At 60.0% G+C, this 21,519-nt stretch carries 18 protein-coding genes; 8 read left to right on the top strand and 10 right to left on the bottom strand.

The window, feature by feature from the left end; all coding sequences use genetic code 11:
- Window positions 1–80: 80 nt before the first annotated feature.
- The 4 genes from ACMDB8_RS25470 to ACMDB8_RS25455 all read left to right on the top strand — a co-directional run bounded on the left by ACMDB8_RS25470 (window position 81) and on the right by ACMDB8_RS25455 (window position 7,211).
- Window positions 81–1,886: a phenylacyl-CoA dehydrogenase gene (locus ACMDB8_RS25470; RefSeq protein ID WP_095944826.1), complete on the top strand. Its 1,806-nt coding sequence runs from the start codon at window positions 81–83 to the stop codon at window positions 1,884–1,886.
- Between the two features lie 198 nt (window positions 1,887–2,084).
- On the top strand, window positions 2,085–3,377 hold the full coding sequence (locus tag ACMDB8_RS25465; protein ID WP_056726615.1) for a GGDEF domain-containing protein: 1,293 nt from the start codon (window positions 2,085–2,087) through the stop codon (window positions 3,375–3,377).
- An 85-nt stretch (window positions 3,378–3,462) separates the two neighbouring features.
- Window positions 3,463–5,259 carry an acyl-CoA dehydrogenase C-terminal domain-containing protein gene (locus tag ACMDB8_RS25460; RefSeq protein WP_409078132.1) on the top strand — a complete coding sequence of 599 codons (1,797 nt, stop codon included), beginning with the start codon at window positions 3,463–3,465 and terminating at the stop codon, window positions 5,257–5,259.
- Window positions 5,260–5,432: 173 nt separating this feature from the next.
- A complete protein-coding gene (locus tag ACMDB8_RS25455; protein ID WP_409078131.1) occupies window positions 5,433–7,211 on the top strand; it encodes an acyl-CoA dehydrogenase C-terminal domain-containing protein in 1,779 nt (592 codons plus the stop codon).
- Between the two features lie 227 nt (window positions 7,212–7,438).
- Here the strand turns inward: ACMDB8_RS25455 and ACMDB8_RS25450 are convergent, their stop codons facing one another.
- Window positions 7,439–8,368 carry a LysR family transcriptional regulator gene (locus tag ACMDB8_RS25450; RefSeq protein WP_056726618.1) on the bottom strand — a complete coding sequence of 310 codons (930 nt, stop codon included), beginning with the start codon at window positions 8,366–8,368 and terminating at the stop codon, window positions 7,439–7,441.
- Between the two features lie 169 nt (window positions 8,369–8,537).
- Between ACMDB8_RS25450 and ACMDB8_RS25445 the strand changes: the two genes are divergently transcribed.
- From ACMDB8_RS25445 to ACMDB8_RS25430, 4 genes are all read left to right on the top strand, one after another.
- The gene (locus tag ACMDB8_RS25445; protein WP_056726619.1) at window positions 8,538–9,821 is read left to right on the top strand and encodes an aspartate aminotransferase family protein; all 1,284 of its coding nucleotides are present in this window, start codon (window positions 8,538–8,540) and stop codon (window positions 9,819–9,821) included.
- Between the two features lie 251 nt (window positions 9,822–10,072).
- Window positions 10,073–10,429, top strand: a complete 357-nt coding sequence (locus ACMDB8_RS25440; protein ID WP_056726620.1) for a type II toxin-antitoxin system RelE/ParE family toxin — start codon at window positions 10,073–10,075, stop codon at window positions 10,427–10,429.
- Window positions 10,422–10,742, top strand: a complete 321-nt coding sequence (locus ACMDB8_RS25435; RefSeq protein WP_046039442.1) for a helix-turn-helix domain-containing protein — start codon at window positions 10,422–10,424, stop codon at window positions 10,740–10,742. The genes ACMDB8_RS25440 and ACMDB8_RS25435 overlap by 8 nt, the downstream gene beginning before the upstream one ends.
- Window positions 10,743–10,825: 83 nt before the next feature.
- A complete protein-coding gene (locus ACMDB8_RS25430) occupies window positions 10,826–10,984 on the top strand; it encodes a YqaE/Pmp3 family membrane protein (protein WP_003228885.1) in 159 nt (52 codons plus the stop codon).
- Window positions 10,985–11,064: 80 nt separating this feature from the next.
- Here the strand turns inward: ACMDB8_RS25430 and ACMDB8_RS25425 are convergent, their stop codons facing one another.
- The 9 genes from ACMDB8_RS25425 to ACMDB8_RS25385 form a co-directional block, all read right to left on the bottom strand.
- Entirely contained in the window at window positions 11,065–12,891 is a 1,827-nt protein-coding gene (locus ACMDB8_RS25425) for a S9 family peptidase (RefSeq protein WP_056726621.1), read from the bottom strand.
- Window positions 12,857–13,993 carry a pyrroloquinoline quinone biosynthesis protein PqqE gene (pqqE, locus tag ACMDB8_RS25420; RefSeq protein WP_409078225.1) on the bottom strand — a complete coding sequence of 379 codons (1,137 nt, stop codon included), beginning with the start codon at window positions 13,991–13,993 and terminating at the stop codon, window positions 12,857–12,859. The genes ACMDB8_RS25425 and pqqE overlap by 35 nt, the downstream gene beginning before the upstream one ends.
- A 7-nt stretch (window positions 13,994–14,000) precedes the next feature.
- Window positions 14,001–14,276, bottom strand: coding sequence for a pyrroloquinoline quinone biosynthesis peptide chaperone PqqD (gene pqqD / locus ACMDB8_RS25415; RefSeq protein WP_015097086.1), 276 nt, complete (start codon window positions 14,274–14,276; stop codon window positions 14,001–14,003).
- Window positions 14,273–15,025, bottom strand: a complete 753-nt coding sequence (gene pqqC / locus ACMDB8_RS25410) for a pyrroloquinoline-quinone synthase PqqC (protein ID WP_007993179.1) — start codon at window positions 15,023–15,025, stop codon at window positions 14,273–14,275. Before pqqC ends, pqqD begins: the two co-directional genes overlap by 4 nt.
- A 151-nt stretch (window positions 15,026–15,176) precedes the next feature.
- Window positions 15,177–16,088, bottom strand: a complete 912-nt coding sequence (gene pqqB / locus ACMDB8_RS25405; protein WP_056726623.1) for a pyrroloquinoline quinone biosynthesis protein PqqB — start codon at window positions 16,086–16,088, stop codon at window positions 15,177–15,179.
- 81 nt (window positions 16,089–16,169) lie between these two features.
- Window positions 16,170–16,244, bottom strand: a complete 75-nt coding sequence (gene pqqA / locus ACMDB8_RS25400) for a pyrroloquinoline quinone precursor peptide PqqA (RefSeq protein WP_003444522.1) — start codon at window positions 16,242–16,244, stop codon at window positions 16,170–16,172.
- Between the two features lie 157 nt (window positions 16,245–16,401).
- Window positions 16,402–18,831 (bottom strand): pyrroloquinoline quinone biosynthesis protein PqqF, encoded by a 2,430-nt coding sequence (gene pqqF / locus ACMDB8_RS25395; RefSeq protein WP_409078130.1) that lies wholly within the window; start codon window positions 18,829–18,831, stop codon window positions 16,402–16,404.
- Between the two features lie 38 nt (window positions 18,832–18,869).
- The gene (locus ACMDB8_RS25390; RefSeq protein WP_056726625.1) at window positions 18,870–19,664 is read right to left on the bottom strand and encodes a carbon-nitrogen hydrolase family protein; all 795 of its coding nucleotides are present in this window, start codon (window positions 19,662–19,664) and stop codon (window positions 18,870–18,872) included.
- A 12-nt stretch (window positions 19,665–19,676) separates the two neighbouring features.
- Window positions 19,677–21,359 (bottom strand): flavin monoamine oxidase family protein, encoded by a 1,683-nt coding sequence (locus ACMDB8_RS25385; protein ID WP_056726626.1) that lies wholly within the window; start codon window positions 21,357–21,359, stop codon window positions 19,677–19,679.
- Window positions 21,360–21,519 lie beyond the last annotated feature (160 nt).

Here is a 21,519-nt window from a genome sequence, read left to right as displayed (position 1 = left end):
TGTTTCAAACAACTGTTTGATCGCAACAACAAATCAATGCGGTCGTTCATTCCCGGTTACATCAGCAGAGGTTTATCGCTATGCCTGACTACAAGGCCCCCTTGCGTGATATTCGCTTCGTTCGTGACGAGTTGCTCGGCTACGAAGCGCACTATCAGAGCCTTCCGGCTTGTGCCGACGCAACTCCGGACATGGTTGACGCCATTCTTGAGGAAGGCGCCAAGTTTTGTGAGCAGGTACTGGCTCCGCTGAACCGCGTGGGCGACCTCGAAGGCTGCACCTGGAGCGAGTCCGGCGTTAAGACCCCGACTGGCTTCAAGGAAGCCTACAAGCAATTCGTCGAAGGTGGCTGGCCGAGCCTGGCTCACGACGTAGAGCACGGTGGCCAAGGTCTGCCGGAGTCCCTGGGTCTGGCCATCAGCGAAATGGTTGGCGAGTCCAACTGGTCGTGGGGCATGTACCCAGGCCTGTCGCACGGTGCGATGAACACCATCTCCGAGCACGGCACCCCTGAACAGCAAGAGGCTTACCTGACCAAGCTGGTTTCCGGCGAGTGGACCGGCACCATGTGCCTGACCGAGCCGCACTGCGGCACCGACCTGGGCATGCTGCGCACCAAGGCCGAGCCTCAGGCCGACGGTTCCTACAAGGTTTCCGGCACCAAGATCTTCATCTCGGCCGGTGAACACGACATGGCCGACAACATCGTCCACATCGTTCTGGCCCGCCTGCCGGATGCACCGGCTGGCACCAAAGGCATCTCCCTGTTCATCGTGCCGAAGTTCATGCCGAACGCCGATGGTTCGGTTGGCGCGCGTAACGCTGTGTCCTGCGGTTCCCTGGAACACAAGATGGGCATCCACGGCAACGCTACCTGCGTGATGAACTTCGACGGCGCTACCGGTTTCCTGATCGGCCCGGCGAACAAAGGCCTGAACTGCATGTTCACCTTTATGAACACCGCACGCCTGGGTACTGCGCTGCAAGGCCTGGCCCACGCTGAAGTCGGTTTCCAGGGCGGCCTGAAATACGCTCGCGACCGTCTGCAGATGCGCTCGCTGACTGGCCCGAAAGCGCCGGACAAAGCCGCTGACCCGATCATCGTGCACCCTGACGTACGCCGCATGCTGTTGACCATGAAGGCATTCGCCGAAGGCAACCGTGCAATGGTTTACTTCACCGCCAAGCAGGTCGACATCGTCAAGTACGGTGTGGACGAAGAAGAGAAGAAGAAAGCCGACGCACTGTTGGCGTTCATGACGCCAATCGCCAAAGCCTTCATGACCGAAGTCGGTTTCGAATCGGCCAACCACGGCGTGCAGATCTACGGTGGCCACGGCTTCATCGCCGAGTGGGGCATGGAGCAGAACGTCCGCGACAGCCGCATCTCGATGCTGTACGAAGGCACCACCGGTATCCAGGCACTCGACCTGCTGGGCCGTAAAGTGCTGATGACCCAAGGCGAGGCCCTCAAAGGTTTCACCAAGATCGTCCACAAGTTCTGCCAGACCAACGAAGGCAACGAAGCGGTCCAGGAGTTCGTCGCTCCGCTGGCCGCACTGAACAAGGAGTGGGGCGAGCTGACCATGAAGGTCGGTATGGCCGCCATGAAAGACCGCGAAGAAGTCGGCGCGGCCTCCGTGGATTACCTGATGTACTCCGGTTACGCCTGCCTGGCCTACTTCTGGGCTGACATGGCGCGTCTGGCTGCCGAGAAACTGGCTGCCGGCACTTCCGAAGAGGCGTTCTACACCGCCAAGCTGCAGACTGCGCGTTTCTACTTCCAGCGCATCCTGCCGCGTACCCGCACTCACGTCGTAACCATGCTGTCGGGCGCCAACAACCTGATGGACATGAAAGAAGAGAACTTCGACCTGGGCTACTAAGCCTTAACGAAGTACTTGAAAAAGCCGCTGCTCCTTCGGGAGCAGCGGCTTTTTTTGCTTTAAAGGTTGCCGGTGAAATGAATGGTTGGAACGGCCTTTGAAAAATACCTCAGTAATTCACTCAGCAACTCGGGCTTCCTGCCGTTACAGTAGTGGGCACATTGCCATCTATTGATTTGACGGGTCGGAGCTTTACCCTTGCCGCGCTCATCTGCTGTACGTTTCAGTCATTTCCTGCCGTCATTAGTGCTGTTACTGGCGGGGCTTGCGGCTGCTTACATCAAGGATCTGAACGTCTTCTTCACGTCGCTGTTCAACGTGTTGCCCACCCTGGTGTTGTTGCTCGGGGGCGCCTATTGCGCGGTGTACCGACGCCAGCGTGAACTGTTTCTGATGGTCACGGTGTACATCGCCTACTTCCTGCTCGACACCCAGACCGACTATTACCGCGACAACGGCAAGGTGCGTGACGATGCCGCCGTGGTCTTTCATTTGTGTTGCCTGCTGCTGCCGCTGTTGTTTGGCGTGTTCGCGGCGTGGCAGGAACGCACCCATCTGTTCCAGGACATGGTGGCGCGCTTCGCGGTCTTGCTCGCGGTCGGCAGCGTAGCGCTGGGGCTTGAGCAAAGTTATCCACACGCGCTACTGATCTGGCTCTCGGAGATACGCTGGCCTGCCTTGCATGGCGCCTGGATGAGCCTGATCCAGTTGTCCTATCCGGTGTTCATCGCTGCGTTCCTGCTGCTGGCCTGGCAATACTGGCGCAACCCGCGACCGCTGCATGCCGCGCAATGGGTGGGGCTGCTCGGGTTGTTCTGGATGTTGCCGAAAACCTTCATCCTGCCGTTCACGCTGAACATCATGTGTAGCCAGGTGATGCTGATGATCGCCGCCGCCGTTGCCCACGAAGCCTATCAAATGGCCTTCCGCGACGAACTGACCGGACTGCCGGGCCGTCGTGCGCTGAATGAACGCCTGCAACGGTTGGGGCGCAACTACGTGTTGGCCATGAGCGACGTCGACCACTTCAAGAAATTCAACGACACCCACGGCCACGACGTCGGTGACCAGGTGCTGCGGCTGGTGGCCAGCAAGCTGTCGAAAATCGGCGGTGGCGGTAAGGCGTATCGCTATGGCGGCGAGGAATTTGCCCTGGTGTTTGCAGGCAAGACCCTCGAAGAGTGCCTGCCGCACCTGGAGGTCATCCGCGAGTCCATCGCCACTTACAACATTCAGCTGCGCAATCAGGAAAATCGCCCGCAGGACGATAGTCAGGGGCGTCAGCGGCGTGCCGGTTCCGGTGCGTCGAGTGTGTCGGTGACGGTCAGTATCGGTGTTGCGGAGCGGATCGACCAACGCACCCCCGAAGAGGTACTCAAGTCCGCTGACCAGGCGCTCTACAGCGCCAAGGGCGCCGGGCGCAACTGCGTGATGGCGTTCGGGCAGAACCGCCGTGGCGCCGTGCGCATGGACACCGCTACGGTTGAGTGATGATGGCGCATTCAGCGAGCGCAAAATGATTGTGAGGCGTGGTCGGCAGCAGTAGGTTGGAGAAATCTGCCGACGGAGAATGACCATGCCCGAGTACAAAGCTCCCTTGCGCGACATGCGCTTTCTGATCGACCACGTCTTCGACTTTCACCGCAATTACGCCGCGCTGGGGGCCACCGATGCCAGCTCGGACATGGTCAATGCGATCCTCGAAGAAGGGGCGAAGTTCTGCGAAAACGTGCTGTCGCCGCTCAACCGCAGTGGTGATGAAGAAGGCTGCCATTTCGACAATGGCGTGGTCACCACCCCCGCGGGCTTCAAGCAGGCATTCGCCCAATATGTCGAGGGCGGCTGGCATGGCCTGGCGGCGGATCCGGTTTACGGCGGTCAAGGGTTGCCGATCTCCCTGGGCCTGGTGATCAGCGAGATGGTGGGTTCCAGCAACACCTCATGGGGCATGTACCCCGGCCTGACCCACGGTGCGATGTCGGCGATCCACGCCCATGGTACCGAGGCGCAGAAGCAGACCTATTTGAAGAAGCTTACCGCTGGCCAATGGACCGGCACCATGTGCCTGACCGAAGCCCATTGCGGCACTGACCTGGGCATCATCAAGACCCGCGCCGTACCTGCGGCCGATGGCAGCTACGCGATCTCCGGCAGCAAGATCTTCATCTCCGCCGGCGAGCACGACATGAGCGCCAACATCATTCACCTGGTGCTGGCCAAATTGCCGGACGCACCGGCCGGGACCAAGGGCATTTCGCTGTTCATCGTGCCCAAGTTCCTGCCCGATGCGACGGGCGAAGCGGGCGAGCGCAACGGCGTGTCCTGCGGCTCGATCGAACACAAAATGGGCATCAAGGCCTCGGCCACCTGCGTGCTGAACTTCGACGAGGCCAAGGGCTTCCTGATCGGCGAGCCGAACAAGGGACTCAACTGCATGTTTACCATGATGAACCACGCGCGGCTGGGCACTGGCATGCAAGGGCTTTGTCTGGGGGAGGCGAGCTTCCAGGGCGCGATAAAGTACGCCAACGAGCGTTTGCAGATGCGCTCGCTGACCGGCCCGAAAGCGCCGGAAAAAGCCGCCGACCCGATCATCGTGCACCCTGATGTGCGGCGGATGTTGCTGACCATGAAAGCCTTCAACGAAGGCAACCGCGCGCTGACCTATTTCACCGCGCAGTTGCTCGACGTTGCACACCTGTGCCCGGATGAAACGGCGCGCCAGGACGCCGAAGACCTGTTGGCGTTCCTCACGCCGATCTGCAAAGCCTTCATGACCGACACCGGGCTGGAAGTGACCAACCATGGCATGCAGGTGTTTGGCGGCCACGGGTTCATTCGCGAATGGGGCATGGAGCAACTGGTCCGTGACTGCCGGATCGCACCGATCTATGAAGGCACCAACGGCATTCAGGCGCTGGACTTGCTCGGGCGCAAGGTACTCGGCAGCCAGGGCAAGCTGCTGCGCGGCTTCACCAAAATCGTCCATAAGTTCTGCGCGGCGAACGCCGAGCATCCACAACTGGCCGGGTATGTGGCGCAGCTCAATCAACTGAACCAGCAGTGGGGTGAGTTGACCACCAAGGTCGGAATGGCGGCGATGAAAAACCCGGACGAAGTCGGTGCCGCGTCGGTGGATTATCTGATGTACAGCGGTTACATCATCCTTGGCTACCTGTGGTTGCGCATGGCGCTGGTGGCTCAGGCGCAACTCGATGCCGGCAGCGGCGATGGCGACTTCTGCCGGGGCAAACTGGCGACCAACGAGTTTTACTTCAAGCGTCTGCTGCCACGCACTGCCGCTCATCGGGCAGCCATAGAGGCGGGTAGCGATTGCCTGATGCAGCTGCCGGCGGAGTTGTTTGCGCTTTAGTCATAAAAGTCCGTTACAAAGAAGCTCGCCTTGCGCGGGCTTTTTGTTGATGACTAAAAATAACAAAACAGTCATGAGTTGACCCTATGTGTCGCAAAAGTTGTTGGGTTACACTCGGCCCAACGAAAACACTCTTCCTGTGAATCATCTGTATAGATCTTGCGAGGTTTGCCATGGCTGACTACAAAGCGCCCCTGCGCGATATGCGCTTCGTCCTCAATGAAGTTTTCGAGGTCGCCAAACTCTGGGCCGAACTGCCTGCACTGGCTGAAACCGTGGATGCAGAAACGGTCGAAGCCATTCTGGAAGAAGCCGGCAAAGTCACCAGCAAAAGCATCGCACCGCTGAGCCGTGCCGCTGACGAAGAAGGTTGCCATTGGGCCGACGGTGCCGTCACCACTCCGGCAGGTTTCCCACAGGCTTATCAGACCTACGCTGAAGGCGGTTGGGTCGGTGTCGGTGGCGATCCGACCTACGGTGGCATGGGCATGCCCAAGGCGGTTTCGGCGCAGGTCGAAGAAATGGTCAACTCCGCGAGCCTGTCGTTCGGCCTGTACCCGATGCTGACCGCCGGTGCTTGCCTGTCGATCAACGCCCACGCCAGCGAAGGGCTGAAAGCGGCGTACCTGCCAAACATGTACGCCGGTGTATGGGCCGGTTCCATGTGCCTGACCGAGCCGCACGCCGGTACTGACCTGGGGATCATCCGTACCAAGGCCGAGCCTCAGGCTGACGGTTCCTACAAAGTCAGCGGCACCAAAATCTTCATCACCGGCGGCGAACACGACCTGACCGAGAACATCATTCACCTGGTACTGGCCAAACTGCCGGACGCACCGGCGGGGCCGAAAGGTATTTCGCTGTTCCTGGTGCCGAAGTTCATGGTCAATGCCGATGGCAGCCTGGGCGCGCGCAACCCGGCGAATTGTGGTTCGATCGAACACAAGATGGGCATCCAGGCGTCCGCGACCTGCGTGATGAACTTCGACGAAGCCGTGGGTTACCTGGTCGGCGAGCCGAACAAGGGCTTGGCGGCGATGTTCACCATGATGAACTACGAGCGTCTGGGCGTCGGTATCCAGGGCCTGGCCACTGGCGAGCGCTCGTACCAGAACGCCGTGGAATACGCCCGCGACCGTCTGCAAAGCCGTTCGCCAACGGGAGCGCAGAACAAGGACAAAGTGGCTGACCCGATCATCGTCCACCCGGACGTGCGTCGCATGCTGCTGACCATGAAAGCCTCGAACGAAGGTGGCCGTGCGTTCTCCACCTACGTGGCGATGCAACTGGACACCGCCAAGTTCAGCGAAGACGCAACCACCCGCAAGCGTGCGGAAGACCTGGTGGCATTGCTGACCCCGGTGGCCAAGGCGTTCCTGACCGACCTCGGCCTGGAAACCACCGTACACGGCCAGCAGATCTTCGGCGGCCACGGTTACATCCGTGAGTGGGGCCAGGAGCAGCTGGTGCGTGACGTGCGCATCACCCAGATCTACGAAGGCACCAATGGCATTCAGGCGCTGGACCTGGTCGGACGCAAGATCGTGGGCAGCGGCGGGGCGTTCTACAATCTGTTCGCCGACGAGATTCGCCACTTCACGGCAACCGCCAGCGCGGACCTCGCCGAGTTCACCAAGCCACTGAACGACGCCGTAACCACCCTCGATGAACTGACCGCGTGGTTGCTTGACCGTGCGAAGAGCAATCCGAACGAAATCGGCGCGGCGTCGGTCGAGTATCTGCAGGTGTTCGGTTACGTGGCATACGCCTACATGTGGGCCCTGATGGCCAAGGCGGCTTTCGGCAAGGAAGCGCAAGACGATTTCTACGCCAGCAAATTGGGTACGGCTCGCTTCTATTTCGCCCGCCTGCTGCCGCGCATTCACTCGTTGAGCGCGTCGGTGAAGGCCGGTAGCGAATCGTTGTTTCTGCTGGATGCAGGACAATTCTGATGAAGTAACGTTATGTAAGCATTCTCTTACATAACGTGCTGCTGTTCTCCCATAGATGCAAATTGGATCCACAGCTAATCTACTTCTCATGGACGTAGCGCAGGAAGCGCAAAGCAACAACAGGGACACGTAGGATTCTGCCAGGACGGCGGAGTGAAATGGATGTCAGGGAAACAGTCTGCAAAGCCCCGCTTCGGCGGGGTTTTCTTTTGCCTGAAGAAAAGTTTTCAGCTTGTCCCATCCAGAGCCTGCGCGCTGTTCAAGCGCCCGTCCGGGCCGTTTATCACCTCTTCCAGCAATGTCCGCAGCAATGCCAGCGAGGCCTGCTGCCGTTGCACATCCCGACACACCAGACCGACCTTCAGCGGCACCCGGGGTTCGCTCAGGGGCTTCCACAACAGTTCGTGGTTGCCATGGGTCTTTTGCGAGCGACCGGGCAATACCGTCGCCAGGCGCGTGTGGGGCAGGCTGTCGAGGATGCCGGCCATGTTGTTCAGCTCGGCTTGCACCTGTGGGCGACGACCAAGGCTTGTCAGCTGTGCCTGCCAGATCTGCCTGATCTGAAATTCTTCGCCCAGCAGCAACATCGGCAGTTCGGCCGCCTGACTCATGGACACTTTCTTGAATTCACGCAGCGGATGCTCTGCCGGGATGACCAGGGTCAGTTCATCTTCGTACAGCATCACGCCATGCAAGCCAGGCTGGCGGGGCGGCAGGTAGCCGATGCCGATATCCAGAGAACCGTTGAGCAGTCGCCGCTCGATTTCCAGGCCGGTCAGTTCATAGATCTGCACCACCAGATGCGGCTGCGCCTTGCGCACCCGTTCGAGCATCTGCGGAACGAGGCTGGTGTGCACGGTCTGCAACACACCGATGGCCAGGGTGCGCAGGGCCTGCCCCTTAAAGTTGCCGAGCGCTTCCCGTGCCCGTTGCAGACCATCGAGCAAAGGCAGTGCGTGGTTGTACAGCGTGTGCGCCGCGAGGGTCGGCAACAGGCGTTTGCTGCTGCGCTCGAACAGGCTCACCTCGAGGTTTTGCTCGAGGTGGCGGATTTGCTGGGACAGCGCCGGCTGGGAGATGGACAGACGCTCGGCGGCCCGGCCCACGTGGCCTTCTTCGTAAACCGCGACGAAATAACGCAGTTGCTTGAAATCCATAAGTAATGCTTATCGAAAATGCTGGGAAATCGAAATGGCTGAACGCCTCGCCTGAGCCTAGTCTAACCGCATTCACAGGGCTTACAGGGCCACAGAGTGCGATGAATACCCTTTGCTTCGATGGTATTTACATAGGTAAGGCAAAAAACCTCATCAGAGGTTTTGTCAGATGAATCTGTTCAGTCTGCGCCGCAGTCCACCCAGTCTTGATGATCTGGTCATGGACGCCTTCCTGCCATCCCAAGGCGATAACCTTTCCAGCGAGTACTTGATGCCCAGTGTCGAGCGGCCGAAACAGATATTTGTGCGTGGCCAGGGTTCATGGTTGTGGGACAGCGATGACCGTGCGTACCTGGATTTTTCCCAGGGCGGCGGGGCCAACAGCCTTGGTCACAGCCCTTCGGTACTGGTCAATGCAATCACATCCCAGGCTCAGTTGCTGATCAATCCGGGTTTCGGCCTGCACAATCGCGGCATGCTCAGCCTCGCCGAACATCTGTGTGCCAGCACCGGCAGTGATCAGGCCTACCTGCTCAATACCGGCAGCGAAGCCTGTGAGGCGGCGATCAAACTGGCGCGCAAATGGGGTCAACAGCATCGCGGTGGTGCGTCGCGCATCATCGTGGCCAACAACGGTTGCCATGGCCGCAGCCTGGGGACGATTTCGGCGTCGGACAGTTCGACATTGGCCAACCGTTTCGAGCCGCAATTGCCAGGCTTCAGTCGTGTCCCGTTCAATGATCTGCCAGCGTTGCATGCGGCCGTGGATGAACGGACCGTAGCGATCATGCTCGAGCCGATCCAGAGCGAAGCCGGCGTGATCCCGGCCACCGCGCACTACCTCAAGGGCGTCGAACGCTTGTGCCGTGAACTCGGCATTTTGCTGATCCTTGACGAAGTGCAAACCGGCATCGGCCGTTGTGGCACCTTGCTCGCGGAACAGTCCTGTGGCGTCACGGCGGATATCGTCGTGCTTGGCAAAGGCTTGGGCGGCGGGGTGCCATTGGCCGCATTGCTGGCGAGGGGCAAGGCTTGCTGCTTCGACATTGGCGAGGTGACAGGCACTCATCACGGTAATGCGTTGATGACGGCGGCGGGACTTGCGGTGCTCGATACCGTGCAGGACAAGGTTTTCCTCAAACACATTGCAGAAGCCGGTCAACACCTGCGTGAAGGGTTGGAGCGTCTGGCCCATCGTTACGGTCACGGCGAGTTGCGCGGACAAGGGCTGCTTTGGGGGCTGACGCTGTCGGACGATTCCGCCGACGCGGTGGTCAAGGCCGCGCTGTATGAAGGCTTGTTGCTCAATGCACCACAACCCGACTGCCTGCGCTTTACCCCTGCGCTCAATGTCAGCAACGCCAACATCGATGAAATGCTCCTGCGCCTGGCGCGTGCCTTCTCCCGAGTACGCACCGCGCAATTGCAGTGCCGCAAAGGGATTGCCGTCTGATCCGGCGCGCCCTGCACACATTCCAGAACCGTCTCGCGGTAATACGCACGCCCTACGCCCGACACTTTTGGCGTGGGGCGTTTTTTTGTGGCCGGCCTTTTCCAAAGGCAATTTCGGCTTGAGCGGTTAGCACATCAATGGCTTTCTAGCGTGCATCGGCAGGGAGTGCCGGTGCCAGCGAAACTGTATTACCTTCGCGTTGGTTTTGATTTCTATACCACTGGGTGGTATGTTTTATGGAAGGGATGCCGATGTCACCAAGGTTGTTCAAGACAAAGCGCTTCGCAATGCAGGCCGCCAAGGCCTGGATCGGTGATGACGAACTCCGGGAGGCATTCACCGAAATGCTCAATGGTCAGGCTGACAATTTGGGTGGCGGGGTCTGGAAGAAGCGTTTGAATGCCAACCGCCATCGCTCGATTATCCTGGCCAAGGGCGGTGCTCATTGGGTCTATCAGTTCCTGTACGCAAAAAAAGATCAGAGCAATATCAGTCCCAGGCATCTGCTCGACTTGCGAGAGTTGGCCAAGACATATGGTGGACTGACCGAAATGCAAATTCAGCGTTTGCTGGATGCAAAGGAGTTTGTGGAGATACCAAATGAGTAAAAAATTCAAAAGTGAGCTATCGGAATCGATCCACGAATCGGCCAGTGCCTTGTATGCCATAGGTGCAATCAGCAAAGCGACCATGCGTGAATTCGATGAATCCTGCCTTGCAAGGGTGCCGGATGCGATTCCCGCGCAGGAGATCAAGGCATTGCGCGAGCGCAACAATGTCAGTCAACCTGTGTTTGCGCGCTACCTGAACACCAGTGCTTCCACGGTCAAGCAATGGGAAGCAGGGGATAAGCACCCCAGTGGCATGGCGCTGAAGTTGCTGAGTATCGTGCGCAAACACGGTCTGGAGATACTCGCCTGAGAAATCGGGCTGAACCCTGACAAACGGTACAGGTCGATTAGCTGTAGGGCTCGAACGAGTCCACCCCAATCAGGAGCTGCCCCATGGACTTCATTCGCATCATCATCGCCATCCTGTTGCCGCCACTGGGTGTGTTTCTGCAAGTAGGATTCGGCGGGGCGTTCTGGCTGAATATTCTGCTGACGTTGTGCGGTTACATTCCGGGGATCGTGCATGCGGTGTACATCATCGCCAAGCGCTGAGTAGAACGTCGGCAGGTAGACCGCCTTCGCGAGCAGGGCTCGCGATTGAGGCGCCACCGTTTCGGCAATGAGCGCAGGCTTCAGTTCACTGAGTCCATCACCCGCCGATAAAACAACCACTCCTGCTCCAGCGCATGGGCCTGGTTACCGGCCTTGCGAAAGCCATGGCGTTCATCGGCGTAGTAATGCGCTTCGACCAGGATACCGTTGTCTTGCAGCGCCGTGACCATGTCGCGGGTTTGTTGCGGGACGACCACGGCATCCAGTTCTCCTTGAAAGAAGATCATCGGCACGCGGATGTTGCCGGCATGCAGCAGCGGCGTGCGGGCGGCGTAGCGTTCGGCATCCAGTTGCGGATCGCCGATCAGCCAGTCCAGATAGTCGCTTTCGAATTTGTGGGTCGCGCGCCCCAGCGCCACCGGGTCGCTGACCCCATACAGGCTGGCGCCAGCGCGGAACACGTTGTGAAAAGCCAGGGCGCACAGGCTGGTATAGCCGCCAGCGCTGCCGCCGCGAATGAATGCCTTCTCGCCGTCGATCAAGCCACGGTCGTTGAGGTAACTCACCACGGCGCAAGCGTCTTGCACATCCACGTCGCCCCAACTCAGGTGCAGTGCCTGGCGATAGGCCCGGCCATAGCCGCTGCTGCCGCGGTAGTTGAGGTCGGCGACGGCGAAGCCCCGCTGTGCCCAGTACTGGATACGCGGATCGAGCATCGGGTAGCACGCCGAGGTCGGGCCGCCATGGACGAACACCACCAATGGCGGTTTCGCCGCGCCGGTCATCGCCGGGTAGAAGAAGCCGTGGGCTTCGCCTGAGCCACTTGGGTAGCGCAAGGTTTGCGGGCGGCTGATCTGTTCGGGAGCAAGCGGTGCGATGCCGCCGGCCAGTACTTGCACTTGCCGGCTCTGGCGGTCAATGGCGATGACGGCAGTTGAGCTGACGGGCGACGCCGCGATGCAATAGATGAACTGCTCATCCACGGCGAGATGGCGAAAGCGGCTGTAGTCGCCGGTGAAATCGGCGCTGGAATCGCCGCCTATGCCCAGTCGGCCAAAGCCACCCTCGGTCCAACTGGCCAGATAACTGTCGTCGCCCAGCGGCAACCAGGTGCTGCCGCCGAGTTGCCAAGGCGCGGGGCCGTGGTCGGCGGCCGCACTTGGCAATGGGCTCAAGCCTTTTTCAGTTTCTTTCCATGGCTGCCAGTAACCTGCGCGATCCGTCAGGCAATACAAGCGACCGTCGGCATCGAACCGCGGTTGTTGCACAGACTCTTGAACGCCGTCGCCGGCCACACAACGAGCCTCGGCAAAGCCACCGTTGGCGAGGCCTTCAGCAACCATCAAACGTGTCGCTGTCCATGGCTGATCCGGACGACTCCACTCGATCCAGGCCAGGCGCCGGGCATCAGGGCTCAGCGTCGGCGCCGAGTAGAAATCAGCACCTTCGGCCAGCAGGTGACGTGCGCCATCCAACAGATCGATTGCCACCAGCCGGTGTTGATCGCGATGCTCCTCGACCGCCAGCACTTGTCCGTTGGCGAACTGCAGATCGCCATATCGGCACGCACCGGAGGTCAGCCTTTCGGGCGCTTCGTCTTGCAGTGATTGCCGATACAACTGCTGGTCGGCCTCGTTGACGAAAACGATACCGTCGTCCGTCAGACAAAACGCGCCGCCGCCATATTCGTACACCCGACTGCGCGCGCTGAACCCCGGTGGCGTCAGGCATTTCGCTGCACCATCGCGCCAGTGCCAGATCCGGCACGCCGCGTCTTCGGGGCGGTACTCGTTCCAGAACAGGCCCTGCCGCCCGACCTGCAGTTCGGCAAAGTCGATACCGGCGGCCACGGCTTTGGCAGCGCTGAAAGGTTCAGCTTTTGGCGATGAGGCGTGAGTTTCGTTCATTGCGAAAGGCCAGTTGGTCGATGGTCTGAGTGGCGCTCTCGGCTTCTTCGCGGGCCTTGAGGATCACGCCGTGTTGTGGCGACTTGCTGCACACCGGGTCGGCGTTGCTGGCGTCCCCCGTGAGCATGAACGCCTGGCAGCGGCAGCCGCCGAAGTCTTTTTCTTTCTCGTCACAAGAGCGGCACGGCTCGGGCATCCAGTCGTAACCGCGAAAGCGGTTGAAGCCGAACGAGTCATACCAGATGTGCTGCATGCTGTGGTCGCGCACGTTGGGAAATTGCACCGGCATCTGTCGGGCACCGTGACAGGGCAGGGCGGTTCCGTCTGGCGTGACCGTCAGAAAAATACTGCCCCAGCCATTCATGCAGGCTTTCGGGCGTTCTTCGTAATAGTCCGGCGTGACGAAAATCAGCTTGCACGGATGCCCTTCGGCTTCCAGTTTGGCGCGGTATTCGTTGGTAATGCGTTCGGCGCGCACCAGTTGTTCTTTGGTCGGCAAAAGCCCAACGCGATTGAGTTGCGCCCAGCCGTAGAACTGGCATGTGGCGAGCTCGACGAAGTCCGCCTCCAGGGCGATGCACAGCTCGATGATGCGGTCGATCTGGTCGATGTTGTGCCGATGGGTGACGAAGTTCAGCACCATCGGATAGCCGTGGGCTTTCACCGCCCGGGCCATTTCCAGTTTCTGCGCGAAGGCCTTTTTCGAACCGGCCAGCAGATTGTTCACCTGCTCGTCGCTGGCCTGGAAACTGATCTGGATGTGATCGAGCCCGGCCTTCTTGAAGTCGCTGATTTTCTGCTCGGTGAGGCCGATGCCGGAGGTGATCAGGTTGGTGTAGAAACCCAGCTTTCGGGCCTCGGCAATCAACTCGGCGAGGTCCTGACGCACCAGCGGCTCGCCACCGGAAAAGCCCAGTTGCGCCGCGCCCATTTCCCGCGCTTCGCGAAACACCTTGAGCCACTGCTCGGTGCTCAGCTCTTTGCCTTGCTCGGCGAAATCCAGCGGGTTGGAGCAATACGGGCATTGCAGCGGGCAGCGATAGGTCAGCTCGGCCAGCAGCCACAGCGGCAGGCCGATTTCAGGTTTGGGCGGTACTTGCACCGATGAATCAGGCAAGTTCGATCCAGTGCTGCGCACGGGCAACCTCCATGAATTGCTCGATGTCGTCACCGAGCTCGGGCACGCCAGGGAACTGCTGATCGAGCTCATTGATGATGGCCGCGACATCCCGTTCACCGTCAATCAAACCGCCGATCAGCGCGGCACTTTCGTTGAGCTTGATCATGCCTTCCGGGTACAGCAGCACATGGCCTTTTTGCGCCGGTTCGTACTGGAAGCGATAGCCAGGGCGCCAGGTCGGGGTCTTGCTGCGATCGAAACTCATAAGGTGATTCCTTTGTGCCAGACCCGTTCCCCGGTCACGCTGTGGTACGGCGGGCGTTTCAGTTCGTAGGCCATGCTCATGGCATCGAGCATGCTCCAAAGAATGTCCAGTTTGAACTGGAGAATTTCCAGCATGCGCTCCTGGCCTTCACGGGTGGTGTAGTGCTGCAGCGTGATCGCCAGACCATGCTCGACATCACGCCGTGCCTGGCCCAGGCGCGTGCGGAAATACTCGTAGCCGGCCGGGTCGATCCACGGGTAATGCTGGGGCCAGCTGTCCAGGCGCGACTGGTGGATCTGCGGGGCGAACAGTTCGGTCAGCGAGCTGCTTGCGGCTTCCTGCCAACTGGCGCGGCGGGCGAAATTGACATAGGCGTCCACGGCGAAGCGCACGCCGGGCAACACCAGTTCCTGGGAGCGCAGTTGGTCCGGGTCGAGGCCCACGGCCTGGCCCAGGCGCAGCCAGGCTTCGATGCCGCCGTCTTCACCGGGCGCACCGTCGTGGTCGAGCAGGCGCTGAATCCATTCGCGGCGGATCTCGCGGTCAGGGCAGTTGGCGAGGATCGCCGCGTCCTTCAGGGGGATGTTCACCTGATAGTAGAAACGGTTGGCGACCCAGCCCTGGATCTGTTCGCGGGTGGCCCGGCCTTCATACATCGCCACGTGATAGGGGTGATGGATGTGGTAATAGGCGCCCTTGGCGCGCAGGGCCGCTTCGAATTCGGCGGGGGACATTGGGGTGTCGGTCATTGCGGTTCTCCGGTGTACAACCGTTGAAATCTTGGGTGTCTGGTCGGACGCTTTCGCGGCGGTGCGGCGATCCGAGAAGCCCGCTCCCACAGGGGTTGTGTACGCCACAGATCCAATGTGGGAGCGGGCTTGCCCGCGAAGGGGCCCTCCGCTACAACACAATACTCATGCCGTCATACGCCACTTCAACCTGGCGCCGATCCAGCTCCGCCCGTTCCGACGAATCCTCATCAAGAATCGGGTTGGTATTGTTGATGTGGATAAGTACTTTGCGCTGGTTGGGCAGTTGCTCAAGCACTTCAAGCATGCCACCGGGGCCGTTCTGCGCCAGATGGCCCATCTCGCGACCGGTGCGGGTGCCGACGCCGCGACGCTGCATTTCATCGTCATCCCACAGCGTGCCGTCGACCAGCAGGCAATCGCTGCCAGCCATGATTTCCAGAAGCTCTGCATCCACCTTGCCCAGGCCCGGTGCGTAGAACAGTTTGCCGCCGGTGTTGAGGTCTTCGATGATCAGGCCGATGTTGTCGCCCGGATGCGGGTCGAAGCGATGTGGCGAGTAGGGCGGCGCGGCACTGCGCAAAGGCAGCGGGGTGAAGCGCAAATTCGGGCAGGCCGGTACGCTGAAGCTTTGATCGAGTTCGATCCGGTTCCAGGTCAGCCCGCCATTCCAGTGGTTGAGCATGGTGAACAGCGGGAAACCGGTGCTCAGGTCTTCGTGGACCATGTCGGTGCACCAGACCTGATGCGGGCAGCCTTCGCGCAGCATGAGCAGGCCGGTGGTGTGGTCGATCTGGCTGTCCATCAGGATGATCGCGCCGATCCCGGTATCGCGCAGGGCGCGGCCCGGCTGCATCGGGGCGAAGCTCTGGAGTTGGGCGCGGATATCCGGGGAAGTGTTGCAAAGCACCCAGTTCACGCCGTCGTCGGAAATCGCGATGGACGATTGCGTCCGCGCCTTGGCCCGCAGGCTGCCGTTGCGAAATCCCGCGCAGTTCACGCAGTTGCAGTTCCACTGGGGGAAGCCGCCGCCAGCAGCGGAACCTAGAATCTGGACAAACATGGACGCTCCATCATTTCAACGCTGAAAATAAAACGCCTCGGATAACCGAGGCGTTGTGCTGCATCTCTGTCAAAGCTGAGATTAGCGGCTTGCGAAGTACATGGTGACTTCAAAGCCAATACGCAGGTCGGTGTAGGCAGGTTTGGTCCAGGCCATAAATTGAACTCCTCAGGTAGGGTGGGACAGCGCTATCTATAGGTATAGTCCACCTCAAGTCAGAGATGTTCCAGATAGTTAGGTTGCTATGTTACTCAAAATTTCAAAGAAATTGCCCGTGAAACTTTGAGAAAGCTCCTTGCAGCCCCGGTAATGATCATTTTGCCGCTTGCCATGGCGCGCCTGGCGAAGCGCTGTTGGCAAGGCACAGCCAGCCGCCTTCGGCCTGATTCAGGCGTTGGGCCGAAGCCAGTAGAGCGGTCCGGTCAATGCGCACTATGGCCTCGGGCAATTGCGTCAGATAATCCGACGAACGGCCGGCCAGCTTGCCCTGCCAAAGCAATTCGGCCGCTTGCGCCGTAGTGAGCGCAGCGCTGGAAAACTGATCCGCCAGGGCCTGGCGTTGAGCGTTGAAGCTAGTGTCGTCGAGTGTGTGGATCAGTTCCGGCAATCGATTCAGGAATTGCTCGGTGTGTTGCAGCAGCTCCACCGGCGCAACGCTTGGCGATTGCACGCCGAACAGCAACCCGGTTTGTCCGTGAATCTGCCGCAGGGCGCTGAACACCGCATAGCCGAGTTGCAGTTCCACCCGCAGGCGTTGGTAGAACGGCGTCTGACAGACATGCGCGAGCAAACGCCATGCAATTTCGTCGGCCAATTCCTGGGTGGCTGTCGGACAGAACAGCAGCAACGCGTGCTCGCTGGAGGCGGTATCGACATTGCTCCACAGGTGCTGTGCAAGGATAGAAGAGCGCGGCGTCAGTTGATTGTCCGGCGTGCCGGGTATGCGGCTCAAGGCCAGTCCCATGGCTGCCTGAGCCTGAGCCGATAACCCGATGGCCAGCCCATCCCAGCGCGCACTCGACCAGAGTGGCTGCACGTCGTCCGAGTTCGCGGTGTGCCCGAGGCAGTGATCGGGCAATGCCTTGAGCAGTTGTCGAATCGGAATCAACGCAACGCTGGTCGATTCGGCTTGTGAGACAGCGGCATCGGGTTTTGTCAGTTCTTTGAGCACATGCTCCAGGACGCTGGGCATCGGCTCCTGTAGCCCGTTCAGTTTGAGCAGCCATTCGTTGCCCGACGCACTGAAGGAAATATCCACACCAGCCTGGCGCGCGTCTTCGCGCAACGGTTGCAGGTGGTTTTCCAGCCGTGATTGAAGCTGGCTGCCGGGGGCCGGGTCCAGACGCCAGCGCAGATAAATCGCACCTTCAGCACCGTTGTCCGGCCATGCCTGACTGAACTGCATCGGCGAGCGTTCACGACGGCTGCGCGAGCGATCCTGGGCAAACGTGCGCAGGCCACGGTGGGCGCTGGTCTGGCCGCGAATCAATCCGGCGTTAGGTGTTGGTGCTTCGGCGCACAGGAACGGATTAGGTTCTGGCAATTGCCATGGGCCGTTGAAGTTATCCACAGCGCCGATTTGTTGAAGGATTTGCTTGAGGGCTGTTACACCCGGTTCGGATAACCCGACTTCGCGTTGTTCGCTGTCCAGGCGGGCCAGTTGCAAGGCACTGCTGATTTGCTGCTGGCGCTGGAGCAGGGTGGCGTACTCTTCGCGCAATCGGTTCCAGTCTTGCTCGGCAAAGAAACCGAGCCAGTCCAGCAGGCGTCCGCGGATGCCTGTTGCCGAGACTGTGGCAGGCAGGGTGAATTCGATATGCAGCAAGGCTTGCCCGGCGAACTGGTACAGCGGCTGGGCTTTCAGGTGATCGGCCAGCCCGCGCTCGCGCAGGTCCGCCAACAAGCCGCCGGGTTTTACCTGGTTCAGCCAATGGCACAGGAACGCCAACGCTTCGGCAGAGTTGTCAGGCAGTGTTTCGAGGGCAAACAGCAGGTCCAGACGTCGTTCGTCAGCCTGTTGATAACTTTTATCTGGCGCATCCATCAGCGGTATCGGCGCTTGCTGCGTGACTGTTTCGCCTTTGGCAATGACGCTGCCAAAGGCTTCTGCCATCGCTTTCAATTCATCGAGGCCCTGCGGTCCGGCCAGGCTCAGGGTCATTTGCCCGGTCTGGTAATAGCGCTGATAAAAACCCTGCAGCGCCTGCTGAAACTCCGGTTGTTGCAGTGGCAGACTGTCGCGATTGCCAGCATGAAAACCCCTCAGCGGATGAGCCTCGGCCAGTCCATTGAACAGCGCAAACTGCTGCTGCGCCTCGGCATCCTGCGACCAGGCGACAAACTCCGCCTGCAACACTTCCCGTTCCCGCTGCTGGTCGTCCGGATTCATACGCGGATGGGCGAGCATGTCTGACAAACGCTCCAGCCCACGGGCAAACGCCTGGGGCGGCAGTTCGAAAAAGTAGTCTGTGGTGCGTTCGCTGGTCCGCGCGTTTACCTGGCCGCCATGACTCTGGACGTAGGCCATCAACCCTTGCCCGGCAGGAAAACGCTCAGTCCCCAGAAACAGCAAATGCTCAAGAAAATGCGCCAGGCCAGGCCACGCCAGCGGCACATCATGGCTACCCGCGGCGACCCGTAACGCTGCTGCGCAACGCTTCAAATTCGGGGCATGACGCAGCGTCACCCGCAGGCCGTTGGCCAGGGTTTCAGTGTGGGGGCGAAGGGGATTCAACGCGGGCATGGGCACTTCCAGAACAGTGAAGTGCCAATGCTAGCGGATTAGGACTTGTTCAGCTCGCCGTAAAGCTCGGGGCGACGATCGATCAGGTAGCGATTGGCGGCGCGGGAGTCGACCATCAACTGTCGATCCAGCTCGCCGACGATCAATGCTTCATCAAGGCCTGCCTGAGCGATGCGGCTGCCATCCGGCGCAGCGATGCTGCTTTGACCGCAATAGTGGATATCGCCTTCATGGCCGCAGTAGTTGGCGTAAGCCACATAACATTGGTTTTCGAAGGCGCGGGAACGCACGGTGACATCGGCGACGAAATCGAACGGAATCATGTTCGCGGTCGGCACCAGGATCAGTTCGGCACCGGCCAGGGCCAGGCGTCGGGCGTTTTCCGGAAACTCCAGGTCGTAGCAGATCAGGAAGCCGAGTTTCCAGCCGTTGAGTTCAACGACGGGAAACTCATCGGAACCTGCACTGAACATCGAGTGATCCAGATCGCCGAACAGATGGGTCTTGCGGTAATTGCAGATGCGCTCGCCGTTAGCGTCGATCAACTGCACGGCGTTGTAGATCTGCCCGTCCTCGGTGCGCTCGGGATAGCCATACAAAATGGCGATCCCGGCAGTCTTGGCAATGCGCGCAATCTGCTGTGCCGACTCACCGTTATGCACCTCCGCCAGCACGCTGACGGCATCGACGCCGATGTTGTAGCCGGTCAGGAACATCTCCGGCAGCACCAGCAGGTCGGCGCCTTTGGCTTCCAGCGCCAACTGATGCAGGCGTTGCAGGTTGCCAGCGACGTCCAGAGGCAGCGGCGGACATTGGTAAAGGGCTACGCGCATTTCGGATTCCTCTTACTCGGGCAGGGCGATCGGTCCGATCTCGTTGAATACATCTCCTGGACCCGGATTCTCGGCGTGAGTTGCACCGCCGAAGTGCTTCATGATGCCCCATACCGCGTTGAGCGAGGTCTGTACCGCGCCCTCAACCCAGGCAGGCGTCCACGAAACGTCGTCGCCGGCGATGAAAATCCCGCGCTGCTCGGCTGGCATGTCGTCCTGCATGAAGTGCGCGTACATGCGCTGGTTGTAGCGGTAGTGGCCGGGCAGGGCGCCTTTGAACGCGCCGAGGAAATGCGGGTCGGCTTCCCACGAAACGGTGATCGGATCGCCGATGATCCGTGCGGCGATATCGACCTTCGGGTAGATCTTCTTCAACGCATCCAAGGCCAGCTTCACGCGTTTTTCCACCGGCTGCGGGAGCATTTTCAGCGCATCGCTCATCCACGAGTACGACAGGCAGATCACCCCCGGCTTGTCGTCGCCGTTGTCGAACAGGTAGGTGCCACGGGTCAGGCGGTCGGTGAGGGTCATGCTCATCAGGTCGCGGCCGGTTTCCGGATCCTTGTCCTTCCAGAACGGGCGGTCGACCATCACGAAAGTTTTAGACGACTGCATGTAGCGGGTACGGTCCAAAGCCATCCACATTTTTTGCGAGAACAGGGTTTCGTCGCATTCGATCTGGGTGGTCAGCAGCCAGCTCTGGCAGGTGGTCAGCACGGCCGCGTATTCGCGGGTGTCGCCCCAGTTGTCGGTGACGGCGAAACGGCCGCCCGGCGCGTGGGCAATTTTCTTCACGCCGGTGCGCGGTGCGCCGTTGTGCAGCGAGCTGAGGCTGGTGCCCGCTGGCCAATGCGCGCAACGCTCCGGTACATGACGCCAGATGCCCTGGGGTACCTGTTCCACACCGCCAACCACCAGGTGCTGGTGATCGTCGCAGTTGGTCATCACCACGCGGAAGATTTCCAGCATCGAGTTGGGGAAGTCCGAATCCCAGCCACCGGTACCGAAACCGACCTGGCCGAACACTTCGCGGTGATGGAACGAGAGCTTGGCGAACGCCTTGGAGGTGGCGACGAAATCGTAGAAGGTGCGGTCGTCCCACAACGGAACCAGGGTGTTCCACAACTCTTTCAGACGTGGCACATCACGGTCGCGGATGGCTTGCTGGATATCGGAGAACTGCGAGCCGGCTTCCAGGGCATCGGCCCAGGCGTCAGCCACTTCCTGGAACAGTGCAGGAAGGTCCGACAGCTTCTGTGCGTAATGGGTCTGGCCTTCGAGGTCGATCACCGTGCTGCCCGACGCGGGTGTCAGCGGGTTAGGGAAAGGTTTGGTTTCCAGACCCAGTTTGTCGACGTAGTGATAGAACGCGGTGGACGACACCGGGAAGCGCATCCCGCCCAGCTCGGCAATGATGCCTTCGGCGCCATTGAACGCCTGGGAACGCAGACGGCCGCCCATTTTCGAAGCTTCGTAGACGACCGGTTTCAGGCCCAGCTTCATCAGCTCATACGCCGCCACCAGGCCGGCAATCCCGCCGCCGACAATCGCCACTTCGGCACCGTGATTATGCTCGGGAATACTGCCCAGCCCGGCCGGATGCTCAATCCAGTCGTCGAAGGCGAAAGGAAAATCCGGGCCGAAAATGGTGACTGGTTTCTTACCGTCTGCAGGATGGCGATTGTTCTTGTTCATGGCTGACCTTGCTGGCGACCCGACGCGGGATGCGCATCTGAGTATAGGAAAAGATGTCAGCCATTCTAGAGAGCGCAGAACACGTTATTAAGACGCAAAGTGTCGTCATTTTGATGTTTGTTTGATCAATATGACGAGCTATCAATGCACACTGACCACT

The sequence above is a fragment of the Pseudomonas monachiensis genome (assembly GCF_047345015.1).
In the GTDB taxonomy this organism is placed as follows: Bacteria; Pseudomonadota; Gammaproteobacteria; order Pseudomonadales; family Pseudomonadaceae; genus Aquipseudomonas; species Aquipseudomonas monachiensis.
The sequence above is the reverse complement of the archived record's forward strand: the minus strand, read 5'-3'. Positions and strand labels throughout refer to the sequence as shown.